At 47.6% G+C, this 16,557-nt stretch carries 12 protein-coding genes and 1 pseudogene; 7 read left to right on the forward strand and 6 right to left on the reverse strand.

Features of this window, described 5'->3' with window-relative positions:
• Positions 1 to 280 precede the first annotated feature (280 nt).
• The 3 genes from LN737_RS04235 (at position 281) to LN737_RS04245 (ending at position 2,589) form a co-directional block, all read left to right on the forward strand.
• Entirely contained in the window at positions 281 to 856 is a 576-nt protein-coding gene (locus LN737_RS04235) for an RNA polymerase sigma factor (protein WP_405516506.1), read from the forward strand.
• A gap of 70 nt (positions 857 to 926) precedes the next feature.
• On the forward strand, positions 927 to 1,550 hold the full coding sequence (locus LN737_RS04240; RefSeq protein ID WP_405516508.1) for a hypothetical protein: 624 nt from the start codon (positions 927 to 929) through the stop codon (positions 1,548 to 1,550).
• Positions 1,531 to 2,589, forward strand: coding sequence for a hypothetical protein (locus LN737_RS04245; protein WP_405516509.1), 1,059 nt, complete (start codon positions 1,531 to 1,533; stop codon positions 2,587 to 2,589). The genes LN737_RS04240 and LN737_RS04245 overlap by 20 nt, the downstream gene beginning before the upstream one ends.
• Here the strand turns inward: LN737_RS04245 and LN737_RS04250 are convergent, their stop codons facing one another.
• Together LN737_RS04250 and tpiA are read right to left on the reverse strand one after the other, a co-directional pair.
• Entirely contained in the window at positions 2,590 to 3,111 is a 522-nt protein-coding gene (locus tag LN737_RS04250) for a cupin domain-containing protein (protein ID WP_405516511.1), read from the reverse strand.
• Between the two features lie 96 nt (positions 3,112 to 3,207).
• On the reverse strand, positions 3,208 to 3,972 hold the full coding sequence (gene tpiA / locus LN737_RS04255) for a triose-phosphate isomerase (RefSeq protein WP_405516513.1): 765 nt from the start codon (positions 3,970 to 3,972) through the stop codon (positions 3,208 to 3,210).
• Positions 3,973 to 4,245: 273 nt separating this feature from the next.
• Between tpiA and LN737_RS04260 the strand changes: the two genes are divergently transcribed.
• Entirely contained in the window at positions 4,246 to 5,508 is a 1,263-nt protein-coding gene (locus tag LN737_RS04260) for an aspartyl protease family protein (RefSeq protein ID WP_405516514.1), read from the forward strand.
• A 42-nt stretch (positions 5,509 to 5,550) separates the two neighbouring features.
• Here the strand turns inward: LN737_RS04260 and LN737_RS04265 are convergent, their stop codons facing one another.
• Complete coding sequence (locus tag LN737_RS04265) at positions 5,551 to 6,585, reverse strand: cell wall metabolism sensor histidine kinase WalK (RefSeq protein WP_405516516.1); 1,035 nt, start codon at positions 6,583 to 6,585, stop codon at positions 5,551 to 5,553.
• Between the two features lie 98 nt (positions 6,586 to 6,683).
• A complete protein-coding gene (locus LN737_RS04270; RefSeq protein ID WP_405516518.1) occupies positions 6,684 to 7,391 on the reverse strand; it encodes a response regulator transcription factor in 708 nt (235 codons plus the stop codon).
• Positions 7,392 to 7,693: 302 nt separating this feature from the next.
• Here LN737_RS04270 and LN737_RS04275 point away from each other — a divergent pair, with 302 nt between their 5' ends.
• Positions 7,694 to 8,845, forward strand: coding sequence for an AI-2E family transporter (locus tag LN737_RS04275; RefSeq protein ID WP_405516520.1), 1,152 nt, complete (start codon positions 7,694 to 7,696; stop codon positions 8,843 to 8,845).
• A 59-nt stretch (positions 8,846 to 8,904) separates the two neighbouring features.
• Here LN737_RS04275 and LN737_RS04280 read toward each other — a convergent pair whose 3' ends face one another.
• Together LN737_RS04280 and LN737_RS04285 are read right to left on the reverse strand one after the other, a co-directional pair.
• The gene (locus LN737_RS04280) at positions 8,905 to 9,534 is read right to left on the reverse strand and encodes an LON peptidase substrate-binding domain-containing protein (protein ID WP_405516522.1); all 630 of its coding nucleotides are present in this window, start codon (positions 9,532 to 9,534) and stop codon (positions 8,905 to 8,907) included.
• 21 nt (positions 9,535 to 9,555) lie between these two features.
• Positions 9,556 to 10,341 carry a nicotinamidase gene (locus LN737_RS04285; RefSeq protein ID WP_405516523.1) on the reverse strand — a complete coding sequence of 262 codons (786 nt, stop codon included), beginning with the start codon at positions 10,339 to 10,341 and terminating at the stop codon, positions 9,556 to 9,558.
• Positions 10,342 to 10,498: 157 nt separating this feature from the next.
• Here LN737_RS04285 and prmA point away from each other — a divergent pair, with 157 nt between their 5' ends.
• Entirely contained in the window at positions 10,499 to 11,341 is an 843-nt protein-coding gene (prmA, locus tag LN737_RS04290) for a 50S ribosomal protein L11 methyltransferase (protein ID WP_405516525.1), read from the forward strand.
• Positions 11,342 to 11,468: 127 nt separating this feature from the next.
• Positions 11,469 to 16,531, forward strand: a pseudogene (locus LN737_RS04295) (hypothetical protein).
• The last annotated feature ends 26 nt before the right edge of the window (positions 16,532 to 16,557 follow it).

Genomic DNA, 16,557 nt, shown 5'->3' on the forward strand with positions numbered 1-16,557 from the left:
GACAGGGTAAATGGTGCTAAGCGACGAGGCAAACGTAGAAAATACAGGTTCGTGAAAAAGGAGTCAGCTACCAACGCATGCCAACCGAAATGAATAGTTTACAAACGTATTTTTTTTACGTTGATAGCCGATACAAAGATCACTTAACATGCAGAAAAACAAGGGGTAAGCGAAGCTGCGCAAAGAAACGCACACTTTTTCTAAATTATTGTGCAACATTCCTCATTTTCCTGCATCTTTCTCCTGAGTAACAACCTAAACCACCCAGAGCCTGAATCTGTTGGAACCAAACCGAAACGTCGGACCGCTGTACCCAGATCGCCATGCTGACTTGGTCAAACGCTGCCAACAGGGCGAGCGACGGGCACAGTATGAGCTGTATCAGCAGTACGTAAAGGCGATGTATAATGTCTGCCTGCGAATTGTGAATCATGAAGCAGAAGCAGAAGATGTGTTGCAGGAAGCATTTATTGATGCATTTACCCATATTAATTCCTTCCGCGGGCAGAGTACGTTCGGTGCGTGGTTGAAACAGATCGTTGTAAACCGGGCTATCAATCATTTGCGGGCCCGGCGGCTGGAACTGGTTGATATGGAATCAAACCGATTTGGCGAAGACGATGGCCCTGATTATGCCGATACGGAACCCTTCGACGAAGAAGGAGTTCAATTGGAAGTAGAGCGGGTACGTCGGGCCATGCAATTATTGCCGGAAGGCTACCGGGTCGTTCTCTCGCTGTATTTGTTTGAAGGGTATGATCATGAAGAAATCGGAAATGTTTTGAACATCAGCGAAACCACATCACGAACACAATATTTACGAGGTAAAAAACGATTACTTGAACTACTAAACTAATTGTGAATGAGCGACCGAGTGACTAACTCCATCCGCAACGTTTTTTCACTCACTTTTTCACGCATTAGCTATGAAGAATAACCTTGAACGCTTCGTCCGGGATAACCGGGAGGACTTCGACGATAAAGAGCCCTCGGCAAAACTATGGCAAAAAATAGAAGCTGGTCTGGATAAGGCTGGACCGGGAGACGTTGGTTCAACGAGCCCGCAGCCGGATCAAAAATCACCATTCCAGCAAATTCACAGAAACCACTCACAGGCGGGTAGCCGGCAGATTGGCTGGCCAAGCCTCGACTGGCGCGTGGCGGCTTCAGTCGCCGTACTGTTACTGGTCGGTAGCTTTTTGTATATGAATCGGGAGTATGGCGTTACGCATCAGCCTGAAGTGGTAGCGGCCAGTCCCACCTATGCAAAAGAAGTCGTTCAGTACACCCGGCTGATCGATACGAAACGGGCAGAATTGAAACAAATGACCGAAGATAATCCGGAGCTCTATCGGGAGTTTGCTACTGATCTGGACCGGCTCGAAAAATCGTATCAGTCGCTGAAGGCGGATTTACCCCAAAACCCGAATCAGGAAGTGTTGATTCAGGCAATGATTCAGAATCTGCAGTTGCAGATCAACCTGCTTAATGAACAGTTGCGCGTTATTCAGCGCATTAAACAACAAACCCATGAAAGTACTCCTGTATAGTGTATTGCTTTGCCTCTGCCCGTTGCTCACCAGGGCAGAGGACCCCGTTGCACCAAGTGCAATAGAAAAGAAAAAGACCATCATCAAATTATTTGATGTGGATAGTAAAGATAATCTGGTCATTGAGAATCAGTTCGGCCAGGTTAATGTAGGATTATGGGATAAAAAAGAAATCCGTATCCAGATTACCATTCTGGCTAATTCTGATTCCGACGAACGCGTACAAAAATACCTGGATGCCGTAACTATTGAAGAGAGACGTACTGGCGATCAGATTATGGTCAAAACCAATTTCAGCCAGAACAGCATTTCGAACTGGAGCTTTGGTAAATGGAAAGACGGCGGTGAGCGGAATTACGTTAAAATAAATTATGAGGTTATGATGCCGCGACAAAATGCACTCACGGTACGTAACAAATTCGGTAACACCAGTATTCCGTCTTTTCAGGCACCGCTTGTTGTGCACAACCGTTACGGAAATTTCAACGCTGATGACCTGACTGGTCGGCAGAACGACATTGATGTGGCTTATGGCAAGGCGTACATTGGCAGTATCGATCAGGGAAAGCTTGAAATCGCTTATGGTAATCTGGAGCTATCAAAGGCAAACGTATTAACGCTGATCAATAAGTTCGGGAAGATGACCATCGGCGATGTTGGTAAACTGGACGCTGACATTAATTATTCGGGCGCCAAAATTGGAACGCTTCGGGGCTCAGGAAAAATCAAGCTTGATTTTTCGGGTGGTTTTCAGATTGATCAATTGCCCAAAACAGCCGAAAACGTAGATATTCAGGCATCTTACTCTTCGGTTGCCCTGCCCTTAAGTGGCAACAGCGATTGCGATTTTGATGTGACGGTGAGCTATGGCAATTTCAGTTATGGCTCTGGTTCGGAGATGCACTTCAAAAGCCAGCCTAATGACAATGATGGTCATCGTGGCCCTCGTCTGACCAAACAATACGTCGGTAAAGTCGGGGACGGCTCCGGTACCAAACTGCGGGTTGTGGCAAAATTCGGGAATGTAAATTTCAGGTAATCAGAACCGCACGGGCGGCCCGTGCGGTTCTGACAGCATTTCAATTATTCCTTTGTGTTGCGGGTAGTCAGTTAGCAATACGTTCCGGTTGGCCATTTCGAAATCGGCAAAATCAAAGCCAGGCGCAACCGTACAGCCGACCAGCGAAAAATCAGTTCCGTTAGCCGGTTTTGAGCCGAACCAGCACCCTGCCGGAACCACTGCCTGGAATACCTCACCCTGCTCTGTCTGGTTTCCCAACCGGATAAGATTTAATTCACCGGTTGGCGTGATGACAAAAACCTCCAAAGCGCCACCCGCATAAAAATGCCAGACTTCGTCAGCCTGTATTCGGTGAAAAGCTGATACGTGATGGCTTTCGAGCAGGAAATAAATCGCCGTACTGAAAGCCCGATCACCACCAAAGCGCGTGGGTAAAGCCGAATGTGGAATTGCTTCCGCCGAGCGGTACGTTTCGGCAAAGTAACCCCCTTCGGGATGAGGCTGCATGTTGAAGGCCTGAACGTAATCAGCAGCAGTCATGTAGGTTGTTGACTGATTGAGTAATTGACTTGTTGAATGAGTAACTCACTGGTATTCTTTTTATTCAATTACTCATTCAACAAGTCAATCGTTCCTTTACTGGCGCGCTTTTATTACGTTCGTAAACTCGCGCGACTTGAGCGAAGCGCCACCGATCAGTCCGCCGTCTACATCTGGTTGGGCAAAAAGCTCGGCTGCGTTTTTCTCGTTGGCACTACCGCCGTACAGAATCGTTGTGTCCTGAGCCACCGAATCACCGTATTGATCAGCAATATGCTGACGCAACTCAAAGTGCATGTCCTGAGCCTGTGCCGACGAGGCCGTAAGCCCTGTACCGATGGCCCAGATTGGTTCATAGGCAATCACCACATTGGCAAACGCTTCGGCCGTCAGATGAAACAGGCTTTCGGTGATTTGCTTTTTTACGAAAGCCACGTAATCGCCATTTTCCCGCAGATCGCGCGATTCGCCACAGCAGAATATGGGTTTAAGACCGTTGGCAAGAACGATGTCTACTTTTTCGGCCAGTTGAGCGTTGGTTTCGCCAAAATACTGGCGACGTTCGCTGTGGCCCAGAATAACGTAGGCAACGCCTATAGATTGAAGCATTGGGGCAGAAATCTCACCCGTGTAGGCTCCCGAGGCTTTCTCATGACAGTTCTGCGCGCCCAGCGAAATGTTGCTGCCGGGGGTAATGTACTGGCGGGCCGTAGTCAGGTATAACGCAGGAGGGCATAACACTACGTCAACATTGCCCGTCACCTCGTCTTTAATCATATTGATTACTTCCGAGAGCAGGCTTTTCGCTTCGTCGGCCGTTTTATTCATTTTCCAGTTGCCGGCAACAATTCTTTTACGCATAATCGCTTGGTAATTGAGTGAAAATCAGGTTTTAGAAAAAATAAATAAAAAAATTTATTCGCTTTTTCAGGGCGAAATTAGAACATTTAGGCCGAACCCATTACCTACAGCGTACGAAATTTTGTATCAGCAGTCTTAGGCAGTAATTGTCAGTTAGATAGCTAAAAACTTATTGATTTGTTTTTGTGTTATTCGGATAAAAAATACGTAATTTCAATGCTACGTTAAGTGTGAACTCAGTGCTATTGTTATAGGGGCAACAACTACTCAATCATGAAAACGCTGGTATTAGTAATCGGACTAATCGGCATCTGCCTGTCTGCGCGGGGCGATGACGAACGGCGTACACCGGATAAAGATCGCTACGGCTTTTTTATCGCTGGCAACCGAACCTGGACGCGTATTCCCTTTCAACTTCATTCCAACCTCATTGTCGTCCCGGTAAAAGTTAACGATTCAGATACCTTACGGTTTATTCTGGATACGGGGGTTAGCAACACCATTATTACCGACCCGAATGCGTTCCGTAAAAAGCCATTGTTGCTGACCCGTAAAGTGAAGCTCAATGGCGCAGGTGAAGGCGGATCACTTACGGCGTCTATTGCTATCAACAACTTTCTCAGCCTGGGAGGCTTACGGGCAGCTCATCACAACCTGGTTATTCTGGATGAAGATATTCTGAAACTATCGGAATATGTGGGCACACCTGTTCATGGCATTTTTGGCTATGAAATCTTTGCCAATTTCGTGGTAAACGTCGACTTTCAGCGCCATGAAATTATCATAAGCCGGCCCGATAAGTACCAGTATCGGAAGCGGAAAGGGGATCGATATCCAATTACGATTCAGGACACAAAAGCGTATACAGATGCCTTGTCCGTTTATGATGGAGAGAAAGTCATGCCGCTACGTGCCGTTCTCGACACGGGCGCTGGTCACGCTCTGCTTCTCGACCGGTCTCGCAGTATGTCTGCGATGCCACTTCCCGAGAAAAATATCCGAGCTCAATTGGGGCGGGGACTAAATGGCGTCATCAACGGATGCCTGGGACGTATTCAGAAGATCAAGTTTGGTCGCTATGAACTGGACAATATTCTGGCATCATTTCCCGATAGCATGGCTTATGGGATGAAGCTGGTAAACATGCCCGAACGTCAGGGAAATATCGGTTGTGAGTTGCTGCGCCGTTTCAACGTTACGTTTAATTACCCCGATCAATACATCGTTCTGAAGCCCATCAAACGGCTTATGCGGGAAAGCTTCGAGCACGACATGAGCGGTATGGAGCTTCGTGCTCGCGGAGCTGATTTTCATAAGTACTACGTCGATAAAATAATTGATGGCTCGCCTGCCGATATAGCGGGTCTGGTAGAAGGCGATGAAGTACTTTTTGTGAATAATACTTCGGCTAACGAGCTGACAATTAGCGATATTTATAAAATGCTTCAGAAAGGCGAAGGCAAAGAAGTCTCGATGCTTGTGCGACGGAATGGGCAGATCATTATCGCGCAGTTTGCGCTTAAACGATTGATCTGACAATACGTGTCAGGTGCTGGGAGATCGGAACCTGACACGTAGTTAGTCCATCCGCTCCAGTTTAAATCGGAACGTAGTGCCTTTCTCCACTTTGCTCATTACGGTAATTTTTGTTTTATGAGCGTTCAGGATGTGCTTTACAATGGCTAGTCCTAAACCCGTGCCGCCCCGATCTTTGGAGCGGCTTTTTTCAACCCGGTAAAAGCGCTCAAAAATCCGGCTCAGGTGCTGTGGTGGAATACCGGGGCCGTTGTCACGCACTGATACCAGGATATGTTTTTTATCTTCATCCAGGGTTACCACGACGCGGCCGCTGTCGTTACCGTACTTCACTGCATTTTCGACCAGGTTGGTCATCACCTGGGTGATACGTTGCGGGTCTGCTTTTACCCATATAGGTCCTTCGTGAGAAGTTTTTAAGGATAGCAATGTGCTTTTTCCCTGTGCAATCGTTTCTAGCTGCTCAAACACTTCCTGCGTGATCTGGACGAAATCAACGCGTTCGAAACCCATCTTTACTTCACCTGTTTCCAGCTGCGAGAGCGTAACAAGATCTTTCACTAATGCATCGAGTCCGTCGAGACTCTTCGCTGCTTTAGATAAAAACTTGTCGCGTACCTTTTCATCATCCACAGCGCCGTCGATAAGCGTATGGATAAAGCCCTGAGCAGCAAAAATGGGGGTTTTTAATTCATGTGATACGTCGGCCAGGAACTCCCGCCGGAATTGCTCCAGGCGCTTTAATTCGTCAATCTCTTTTTGTTTTTTAGCGACGTAAACGAAAATTTCGTCATTCAGCTTCTTAAATGGGTTGGCATTTTGGGTAATCGATTTACGCGAGATGCTAAAGTCGCGAATTTTAAGGTGATGAATGGTTTTATACATCTTGTTCACCTCCCGAAAGACAAGCAGCTCAATGGCGTAATAGACCAGGAAGAATGAAATAATAAAGGAAGAAAGCCCCACTACAAACAGCATAGTGCTGGTAACGCCCTCTACAAACGCCAGAAAGGCGAGTGTTAAAGCCGAAATAAGGCAAGCCAGCAAAAGGGCAATTAGACGGGGGCTAAGCGACATTTAGCGAATAAATGAATAAGTGTATGAGTGCATACCAACGCTCAGACACTCGCCAAATCGTAAAATTAATTCACTCATTCGCCAATTCACCAATTCTCTTATTCATTTTGGTCGGTGAACATATAGCCAACCCCTTTCAGCGTACGAATGTGGGTGTCGCCAATTTTTTCACGGAGTTTGCGGATGTGAACATCAACGGTACGTTCGAGTACATAAATGTCGGCTCCCCAGATCTTCTGAAGCAATTCTTCGCGACTGCAAACTTTATTGGGGTGTTGAGCCAGAAAAAACAGCAACTCAAATTCCTTCTTGGGCAGAATAATCGATTTGTCGTTTTGACTGACTGAATAGTTTTTGCGGTTAATAATCAGGTCGGCAATGGCAATCTGTTCGCCTGGATCAGCTTTTTGGGCTTCGCGCCGGAACAGTGCGCTGATTCGGCTCATGAGAGCCCGAGGCTTGATGGGCTTGGTGATGTAGTCGTCGGCGCCAACATCAAAAGCGGCTACTTCCGAGTACTCTTCCGAACGGGCTGTCAGATAGATAATGTATGTTTGGCGTAGTTCGGCGATGTCGCGTAGTTGCCGACCGGTTTCGATGCCATCCATATGGGGCATCATGATGTCGAGCAAAACGAGTTCAGGTAAATAGCCCTTAGCGACTTCGATGGCTTTACGGCCATCGGTGGCTGTCTGAACGTCATAACCCTCCTTAATGAGATTATATTCGAGTAGTTCAACGATATCGGTGTCATCGTCAACAACCAGGATGCGATGTTTGGATTGAGCAGCTTTTGCAGCACTCATACGAAGTTATCTTGTTAAAATATCCCACTTCATTAGTAGGATATCAGCTCATTGATTGCCCGAAGTTACGTGGGTTATCCTCAATGTTATCAACCGGAAATGCATACTTAACAAAAACTTAACAGCTTAGGTATGAGTTTATTCCGCTTTTGGGTTGAGCGTGAGTTTGTTAATTCACGATTAAGAAGCATATTGGTCGAACAAAGCCCGAAACAGTTAGTTGGTTACATAGTTTCTTCTACGAACGCCTGATTACTTTTAAGGAAATACGTTGAGGCAGTTATTGTCTTTGTTTTTATACCATGGATACCCGTTCGCCGGAGATTGCGCTTCCCTCATATGCCAGACTTACCTGCATATTGCTTTCAATAGTAATCATAGTGTATGGTTTGCAGGCGCTGGCAAATTTGCTTATCCCCTTAGTGTTTGCCATTCTTTTTTCTGTTTTGCTCTTCCCGCTTGTACAACGGCTTGAGAAATGGCGTGTGCCACGCATACTGGCCGTTGTTCTCTGCCTGATACTGGCACTGACGTTGTTGACAGGGTTATTCTACGCTATTTCAGTACAGATCAGTAGCTTCTCGGAAGTATTTCCTCAGTTTGTCAAGCGCGGCAATGAATATATAGACAGTATTCAGACGTTTGCTGATGAACGGTTGAAAATTGATCGAAATCGCCAGCTAACCGAATTTCGGAAGTATATCAATCAGGCACTAGCCGAGGGTGGAACGATACTAACGTCTACCTTATTAGCTACTACAAGCATCGTTACAAACCTGTTTCTGGTGCTCTTATTCGCCTTTTTCTTCCTGATTTATCGCGATTTTTTTCGGTCATTTTTTTATAAAGCACTCAAGAATACCCATCGTACCAAGATCGATAACGTAATGACCGGTATTTATGAGGTTGTGAAAGACTATCTCGCCGGTCTGGTGCTGGTAATTCTTATTATTGGTACGTTAATGAGCGTCGGGCTGCTTATTCTCGGTGTGGATTATGCTGTATTTTTTGGTTTTCTAGGCGCCTGTCTGGTATTGATACCTTATTTTGGCATTTCGCTGGGATCGTTGCTACCGGCGGCCTATACACTCGTTACGCAGGATAATCCGTTAAAAGCGTTAGGGGTAATTGGTGTTTTCCTGTTTGTGCAGGCGCTGGAAGGCAATTTTATCACTCCCTACATTGTTGGTTCCAAAGTAAGTATCAACCCCCTGGCAGCCATCATCGTCCTGATTCTATGGGAAAACATCTGGGGATTGCCGGGTTTAGTGCTGGCGTTGCCCCTGACGGCTATTATAAAAGTTATTTTCGATTCTGTTGATTCACTCCGGCCATACGGTTTTGTGATTGGCGAAGCGGAAAAGCCCCGTCCACCCATAAAAAATCTTCAGGAATTAGCCGAACAACTGCCCAAGCGAGCCAAAAAGGTAGGGAAAGTAGAGGAAAAAGAATGAGTGAAAGGGTGTAAACATGGATTATTATGCGCTCTTTCACTCATTGATGCTTTCGCTCTTTAAAAATTCAATGGGTCAAGGTTCTTGAAATGGCCATTCATGCGGATGCGTTGCTTGGTTCGCTCCATATCCGATACAACCGGCAGTACGTTATTGAGATGCTGAATCAGAAAAAGTTGCCGCTCTGCTTCGGTTTCGAGCGTAAGCAAATCGTATTCCTGCTCTACTGATAGCCCTACTTTGTGGGCTACCTTATACGACAGATTTTCGGTCGTTGGTAAGTAATCGGTTTCGATTTGTAGGAGGTTATAAAGCCGTTCCAGTCGCTCGGTCAGGGCAGCGGAATGAGCGCTGAATCCATCGGCCGTTTCAACCAGTTCGACTTCGCCACCTGCATACAGCTTGCCTGCTACAGGATTTTCGAAATTTACCAGCCGAAACACTGCCAAACCTTTCGATTTTATATCCATCCGCCCATCCGGATACCGCTTATGCAGCGTTGTTACGTGCATTTCTGTACCGTAGCCGGGCAGTTTGTTATTGATAAAAGCCGGAATCCCAAATGTTTTCTCTTCCTCCAGACATTCATTGATAAGCTGCCGATAACGGGGCTCGAAGATATGTAGATTCAGATCCTCGCCGGGATACACAATTAAGTTGAGAGGAAATAAGGATAACGTTTTATTCATAATGCCGAAAAGGTACAATTTTTACCGGAAAATAGCACCTGATTCCAGAAAACGTACGCTTCGAGATCGGGCTTCTGCATAAATTGGGTCAGCAAGGTAACCTAAATTTGTTACGTCCGACATGCAGTCGGTCACGATAACGAGCTTGTTTACCAGACCAGGGGCAAAATCCAGAATCTGTTTAAGGCTATTAGCCACACAATGCGATTTGGCTTCACCCATCAAATAAACAGTATCAAACCGTTCCAGATCGGCAATCAGATCAGTGTTCAGTTGAGTTTCGGGTACGGCCGGGTCAGAAACCTGCGCTTTGAAAATGCCGAAATGTTCAGAAAGGGGATAGAGTCCTTTCTGAACGGCTACGTAATCCCGATCACGCATGCGCGACCAGTCTTTAAGCGCGTCGAGCAACGTATCGTGCAAAGCGGCCCCCCGCGACCCGATCAGGCAGTGTTCGGGCCAGATAAAATGCCTGAATTGCCCATCGGCTTCAAGATCGTGAACGTATTTTCTGGCCTTTTCAGCTGAAAAACGTGGTATCCAACGTCCGGAATCTATCTCTGTCGCGGTGATCTGCGTAAAGGGAGCAGGATGTTTACCAGATGCATCGTGCCAGAACAGCGGGTGCGCAATGTCCAGAACATGGTGTGTATCGAGTGTGACAACAATATGATCAATCTGGGCGGCATGATTTTCAATGAGCGTAGCCATACGTACCACATCCTGTTCGGCTCCCGGCACAAATAAAGAGCCTTCAGGGTGGCAGAAATCAAATTGTGTATCGATAATCAAAAGAGCGTTTTTCATCAACTCAGTATAGCGTAAAATAGACCATTGGCAAATGTAGTGATCTCTCCTTTTTTCTACTGCTCAATACTGGTTTTAACAATTGCTCGGCAATTTATAAACGGGTAGTTGATAGCGTATTCGGGAGTGAATGAGCCGAAAACCCTAACTTTGATACATGAATTACATCGAACTCCAACTGCACGTATCTCCCGATTATACCGATATTCTTACTGCCGAACTGGCGGAACTTGGCTTCGACTCCTTTGTTGAGACCGATGAGGGGGTAAACGCCTATACAAGCGAAGCTGATTTTGATGAAACGGCCGTACAGGAACTCATTGCGAAATACGACAGTCAGACTGCAATAGCCTACAAGGTCAGTTCGTTAGAAAAACGTAACTGGAACGCCGAGTGGGAGCGCGATTATGAGCCGATAGAAGTGGCGGGCCAGGTCCGGGTCCGGGCGTCCTTCCATGCGTTGGACGGCACCGGTGGCCCGGGCCCTTTTCGGTACGACATTGTTATTGACCCCAAAATGTCGTTCGGTACAGGCCACCACGAAACTACGGCCATGATGCTGGAACAGCAGCTCGATCTTGATTTTACCGGGAAGTCTGTGCTGGATGTGGGTAGTGGTACGGGTATTCTGGCGATTCTGGCCGCAAAAATGGGCGCTAAGACTGTGCTGGCATTTGACATTGAAGAGTGGGCCGTAGAAAATGCCCGCGAAAATGCCGATCTGAACGGTTGTCCGCAGATTACAGTGTTTCAGGGAACGATTGACGACGTCGATCTGGAAAGCCGGTACGATATCGTGCTGGCAAATATCAATCGAAATGTATTGCTGGCCGAAATTCCGGCCTATGTGAGTTTTCTAACTGAAAAAGGGTATTTGGTTGTCAGTGGTTTTTATGAACATGATGCGCCTGATATTCAACAAAAATCCATCGAATCAGGGCTGTCGTTCGTTAAACGTATGACGAATCGGGAGTGGACTTCGCTCATTTTTCAAAAATAGATATGAGACGCATTTACATACAAAATGCTGTTGCATCACTGGGGCTGTGGTTGGGCAGAGCCGGTCTGCATGGGCAACTGGCAAAACGGGTAATCAGTGCACCAGCGTTGGTCGTTGCGCTTTTTTTCTGACGTTTTCTGTCACGCTTGGACAGGCTGTTCGGATTTCCGATAAACCGGAGCAGTTTATAACGGAGGTGCAAAAACTGATGGCGACCGGCGGGCCTGTAGCTGCGCGGGCGGGAACAAATTTGCAGACCGTATGGTCCGAAAACCGCTTATCGGCTCAGCAACAGGAACGAGTAATGGCACTGAGTCGGAAAATGAATCAGAAGCGTCTCCAGCCAGCTACGTACTTTGCGCCCTTGTATGAAGCAATTTATCAGGCCACTCAGCAACAACCGGCGTCGCCTGCTAACGTTGACGGCCTGCTCACAATTGTGGAAAAACTATTTGAGGCCAACGAGCCGAAAACGTTTGCGCGCAGTCTGGAAACGGTACGGCGCTTTCTGGAACGGCACGAGCTGTATGCCAGTACGTACAACAAACTGTATGCACAGGGCGGTACGTTTCAGTTTCGATATATTGAAGGTGGTGCACCTGTAAGCAAACCCGGCCAGCCACAAACTCCGGCTGACTCGATCGCGTCGGCGAAAGCGTCGGCCGAGCGTTCCCGATTCGATGGCTGGGATACGCCCACGTCATCAGACTCTACCCAACCGCGTCAGCTGGGAACGCAATATATTCCCCAGCGTCGCCCTATTCCAACTGCGTATGGAGCCGTCATTACGTTGAAGGACGTATCACTGGCGATGGTAGCCAATGGCGATTCAGCCATTCTGGCAAATACGAACGGCGATCTGATGCTAAAAGACGGTGTGTTTGTTGGGCAAGGAGGCAAGTTTACCTGGGAAACCGCTGGCCGCCCGGATATTTTCGTCACCCTAAGCGACTACGCCCTGACAACGATGAGTCCGCGTCTACAGGCTGACGACGTAACACTGACCTATGATAACCGGGCAGGCGCTCCCTTGAAACCTGTGAAAGGCGTATTTGAATACGTCAGTAAGAAAAAAGGCGGTCCTGTTACGTATCCCCGGTTTATGTCGTGGCAGAATGATGTAAAATTACCCGATCTGGGCACCGACGTTGAATACCGGGGGGCCTTGCCCTGTCGGGGGCGCAAATGGTTGGCGCTTCGGCGAGTGGGCAACCTGCGCAGCTGATTGTAAAGCATAACGGAAAACCAGCTTTCAAAGCCAGTAGCCGACGGTTTGATTTTAGTAATACACTCAACGACTCTACGGCATCGGCAGGCGGTGGATTCAACAGCAGTAGTCCGTCAAAATCGTTTATTTCGGCAAATTCAGCCTCTTTTGTAGGCTATGTCGATACCGATTCGGTGACACATCCGGCCGTTAAGTTCCGGTATGATAAGAACCAGCACATTGCCTGGCTCGACCGCGAACAACGTACTGACTATGCCCGGGTTCCCTATGCGGATTCGTACCATAAGTTTTACATTTTGCCTGAAGTAGTACGCTGGGATTTGCCCCGTCGTAAAGTCGATTTTTATCAGGTGGGAGCCAAGCAGGAAGTCCCGGTTCGTTTTGAATCGTTCGATTATTTTCAGCCACAACGCTATTCTGATCTGACGGTTGATTATGGCTTTCACCCCCTGCAAATTGTAGCGAATTACGTAGCGACTAAAAAACAGCCGACGTTTCTGGATGAGGATATCATCGATTTTGCCAAAGGAAATCGGGTTAGCCCCGTAGCATTGAGGGGGGCTCTGAATCGGATGGTGGTCGAAGGGTACATCGATAAGGATGAAACTACGAAAATGATGCGCCTGAACCGGAAAGGTGTATTGTACGTAATGGCTTACGCGCAGAAACGGGATTACGACAATTTCCAGGTGCAATCGATATTTCCGTCGACGGACAGTACGAAGAATGCGACGATCAATCTGGATGACAAATTCCTGACCATACGGGGTGTTGATCGCTTTACGCTGTCCGATTCGCTCAAAATTTTCGGTTACCCCTCCGACAAAACCTTACGGATTGGTAAAGGGCGCGCTTTTACGCTGAATGGTCAGTTGAAAGCTGGGACGCTACGCTACGCCGGTCGCGATCTTAAATTCGATTATGACAAGTTCGCGATGAATCTCAACAAGATTGACTCCATTACGTTCTCGTCGCAGAAACTGGCGGCTCAGGGAAAAGAGTCGGAAATGGGGGGCGATATTAAGTACGAGAATCCGGGAACGGTGTACCTCAGCAGCGCGGATAACAAATCCGGACGTATTGCCGGGAAGAAAGCGACCCAGCGGCTGGTTATGCCACAAGGCATGACTGTTTACTTCAATCAGCCGAACCGGGGCGATAAGATTTACAACCAGAAAGTTTATTTCAAGATACCGGCCGTCGACAACGACAGTTTGGGCAAAGGTGAAATTGCGTTTGAAGGTACGTTCTACTCGGACGGAATTTTTCCGCCTTTTAAAGCTACCCTCCAGACAATGCCCGACAATACGCTCGGCTTTGTTCACAAAGCCCCGGCTACGGGCTATCCAGTGTATAGCGACAAAAAAGGGGGCGCTCCATCGAATGTGAAATTCGTCGGTGATCTGACGATGGACAAAAACGGCCTGCACGCCGATGGCGTACTGAATCACTTTACGGCCAGTCTGAATGCAAAAGGAATACAATTTATGACCGATTCGCTGCTGGCCGCTGGCGATAGAGGTGAAATCAAAGAAGGGCTAAGTGGTAAAGCTGGGCAGAGCTATTTCCCACACGTACAACTGAATAATTTCAGCCTGAAATGGTGGCCCAAAGCTGATAGTATGGTGATTACCACGCAGAAAAAGAATTTCAACTTCTATAACATGACCACCAATCTCGACGGTGATTTAGTGTTACGGTCGTCGGGACTGTTTGGTAATGGCACCCTGCGTCGAAAAGATTCGGAGTTGATTTCGGAGCGTATTAAATTTAACAAAGAAGGGTTCTTGGCCAGCAATGCCCAGTTTAAGGTGCTTAATGATAAAGTTATCAGTGGGGCGGCTACGGTTGCCAAACCGATGTTGTTAGGCACGGCAATAGACGTTGATTTTAATCAGGTAAAAGGACTGGTAGGGCTGTCGATCAATAAAAATGCAACCCTTGCCGACACGGTACAGTCGAGCTTGGAGTTTCCGTCGGCGGCTTACAAAACGAATATCAGCAAGGCCCAGTGGAATATAAACGCTAAAACCATCGTGATGAAAGGTGACGTGAAAACGTCGACATTCACGGCGACCGCTGAAGAGCAGGAAGGACTGGTATTTAATGGCTCGGGTGCTGTGTACGACGTCGAAAAGATGGCCCTCAACATTAGTGGTGTTCCGTACGTAACATCAGCTGATGCCCGGATTTACCCCGACAAAGGTTTGGTGAGCATCAAACGTAACGGGGAAATGATGGCGCTGAAAAATGCGAAACTGGTACTGGACACGATCAGTTTATTTCACCGGCTTAAGAATGGCAACATCCAGGTTCTTTCCCGTACTCGCTTTACGGGCGATGCTACGTATCAGTTTGCTACAGCCAAAGGGGATACCGCCAGTATCAAGATGGGAAGCTTCGATTTGAAAGAAGCGCCTGCTGTGGCATCCAGTACGTTAACTGCCGATACCAAAAAGGGAAGCCGTGGAAAGAAAAACGGTACGCAATCGGCCACTACGTATTTTACAGTTGCCCGGGCGGAAGTTGATGAAGATGATAACCTCCAGCTGGCACCAAAAATGCTATATAAAGGTACCGTGACCATGCAGGCTCCCCGGGCCGATCTGGCCATGGATGGCTTTATAAAACCGGCTCTGAAAAAACGCCCGGATCTGGTAGGCGGCTGGATTCCGTTTAAAGAAAAAGTAGCCGAACGACTCGAGATTAAGGTCGATAAAAATTTGAAGAACGAAGGTGGTCAGCCCCTGGTAGCCGGTATTCATTTCCGATTGGGTAACGCCGGACTGTACCCAACCTTCCTGTCGCCAAAGGAAGACCCGAAGGACGAAGACCTGTTTACGGCAACCGGGATTATGCACTATGATGAGAAAGACAAAGTATACCGCATTGCCTCAAAAGCTGGCGATTTAGCGCCAGCTCAAGCAGAAGAAGCAGCTACTACGCCAACGACCGATAGTACGAACGCAGCGGCTGGTACAAAAGCAGATAGTACCAAAACAGTGGCGGTTACCGCTGTAGACAGTACAACGCATCTGGACAGTGCTGCCCGTGTTGCGGCTGCCAACGCGGTTGTTGTAGAAGACGTTGAGAATGCCTTTACGTTCAATGACGCCCGTGGGCTGATGACGTTTAAAGGAAAACTGAATCTGATGCATTCTGCGCCTAATGAGTACTTGTTATCAGCAGGCTCCGCAAGAATCAACATCGACAGCACGCAATATCGATTTAATACGTTGCTGGCTTTTGCTTTTCCGGTGCCCGAGCCGCTGGTCAAAAGCATAGGAGATAAGATTGTCAAAGCCAATCTGGAAGAAAAGAATGACGAAGCGGCTGATGATGATTTAAATCGACTCTCCGACAAGCTGACTCCTCTCATTGGCGCTCAGGCTGTTGATGCTTACCGGCTGAAAGCGCAGAATCAGCACGTATCGCTCAGTCAGGCTTCGCCCCGATTAAATGCGATGCTGGTGCTGGCAAATGCCAACCTACGCTGGTCGACTAAGTTCAATACGTTTTATAGCACCGGTCAGCTAGGTGTGTCGAACATGATGGCAACGGATATCAATGCCCAAATGGATGGTTTTGTCGAAATCCGTAAAACCGACAACGGCGATGAGGTCAGTATTTACATCGAATCGTCACCAGATGTGTGGGTCTTCTACGATTACAAGCCGGGCAGCACACCCTCGTCTCAGGGGCAATTAGCCATCATATCGTCGGAGCAGGAAGTCAATGATCAATTGCTGGCCCTTAAAACCTCCAGCAAAGCTTCGCTGGAAGTTGTGCCCGCTACGGCCGATGAGAAATCGCTTTTTGTAGATCGGTATCTGGATCAGTACAAAACCAAGGCGAAAGCTGCACCGAAGCCTAAGCTGCAGCCGGGGCAGAAAGTGGTGAAAGAAGAGAAAAAGAAAGACGAAAAGAAAAAAGATAAGGAAGCAGAGAAAGAAGGATTTTAACTACGTTTTTTGTTATTCCGACGAAA

This window comes from Spirosoma sp. KNUC1025, assembly GCF_045160025.1.
In the GTDB taxonomy this organism is placed as follows: Bacteria; Bacteroidota; Bacteroidia; order Cytophagales; family Spirosomataceae; genus Spirosoma.

What these genes read in the sequence shown, in the direction of transcription:
- LN737_RS04270 (WP_405516518.1), bottom strand. Translation starts at nt 7,391, where the DNA reads ATGAGTGCTGCAAAAGCTGCTCAATCCAAACATCGCATCCTGGTTGTT.
- LN737_RS04245 (WP_405516509.1), top strand. Translation starts at nt 1,531, where the DNA reads ATGAAAGTACTCCTGTATAGTGTATTGCTTTGCCTCTGCCCGTTGCTC.
- LN737_RS04285 (WP_405516523.1), bottom strand. Translation starts at nt 10,341, where the DNA reads ATGAAAAACGCTCTTTTGATTATCGATACACAATTTGATTTCTGCCAC.
- LN737_RS04250 (WP_405516511.1), bottom strand. Translation starts at nt 3,111, where the DNA reads ATGACTGCTGCTGATTACGTTCAGGCCTTCAACATGCAGCCTCATCCC.
- LN737_RS04240 (WP_405516508.1), top strand. Translation starts at nt 927, where the DNA reads ATGAAGAATAACCTTGAACGCTTCGTCCGGGATAACCGGGAGGACTTC.
- LN737_RS04280 (WP_405516522.1), bottom strand. Translation starts at nt 9,534, where the DNA reads ATGAATAAAACGTTATCCTTATTTCCTCTCAACTTAATTGTGTATCCC.
- tpiA (WP_405516513.1), bottom strand. Translation starts at nt 3,972, where the DNA reads ATGCGTAAAAGAATTGTTGCCGGCAACTGGAAAATGAATAAAACGGCC.
- LN737_RS04265 (WP_405516516.1), bottom strand. Translation starts at nt 6,585, where the DNA reads ATGTCGCTTAGCCCCCGTCTAATTGCCCTTTTGCTGGCTTGCCTTATT.
- prmA (WP_405516525.1), top strand. Translation starts at nt 10,499, where the DNA reads ATGAATTACATCGAACTCCAACTGCACGTATCTCCCGATTATACCGAT.
- LN737_RS04275 (WP_405516520.1), top strand. Translation starts at nt 7,694, where the DNA reads ATGGATACCCGTTCGCCGGAGATTGCGCTTCCCTCATATGCCAGACTT.
- LN737_RS04260 (WP_405516514.1), top strand. Translation starts at nt 4,246, where the DNA reads ATGAAAACGCTGGTATTAGTAATCGGACTAATCGGCATCTGCCTGTCT.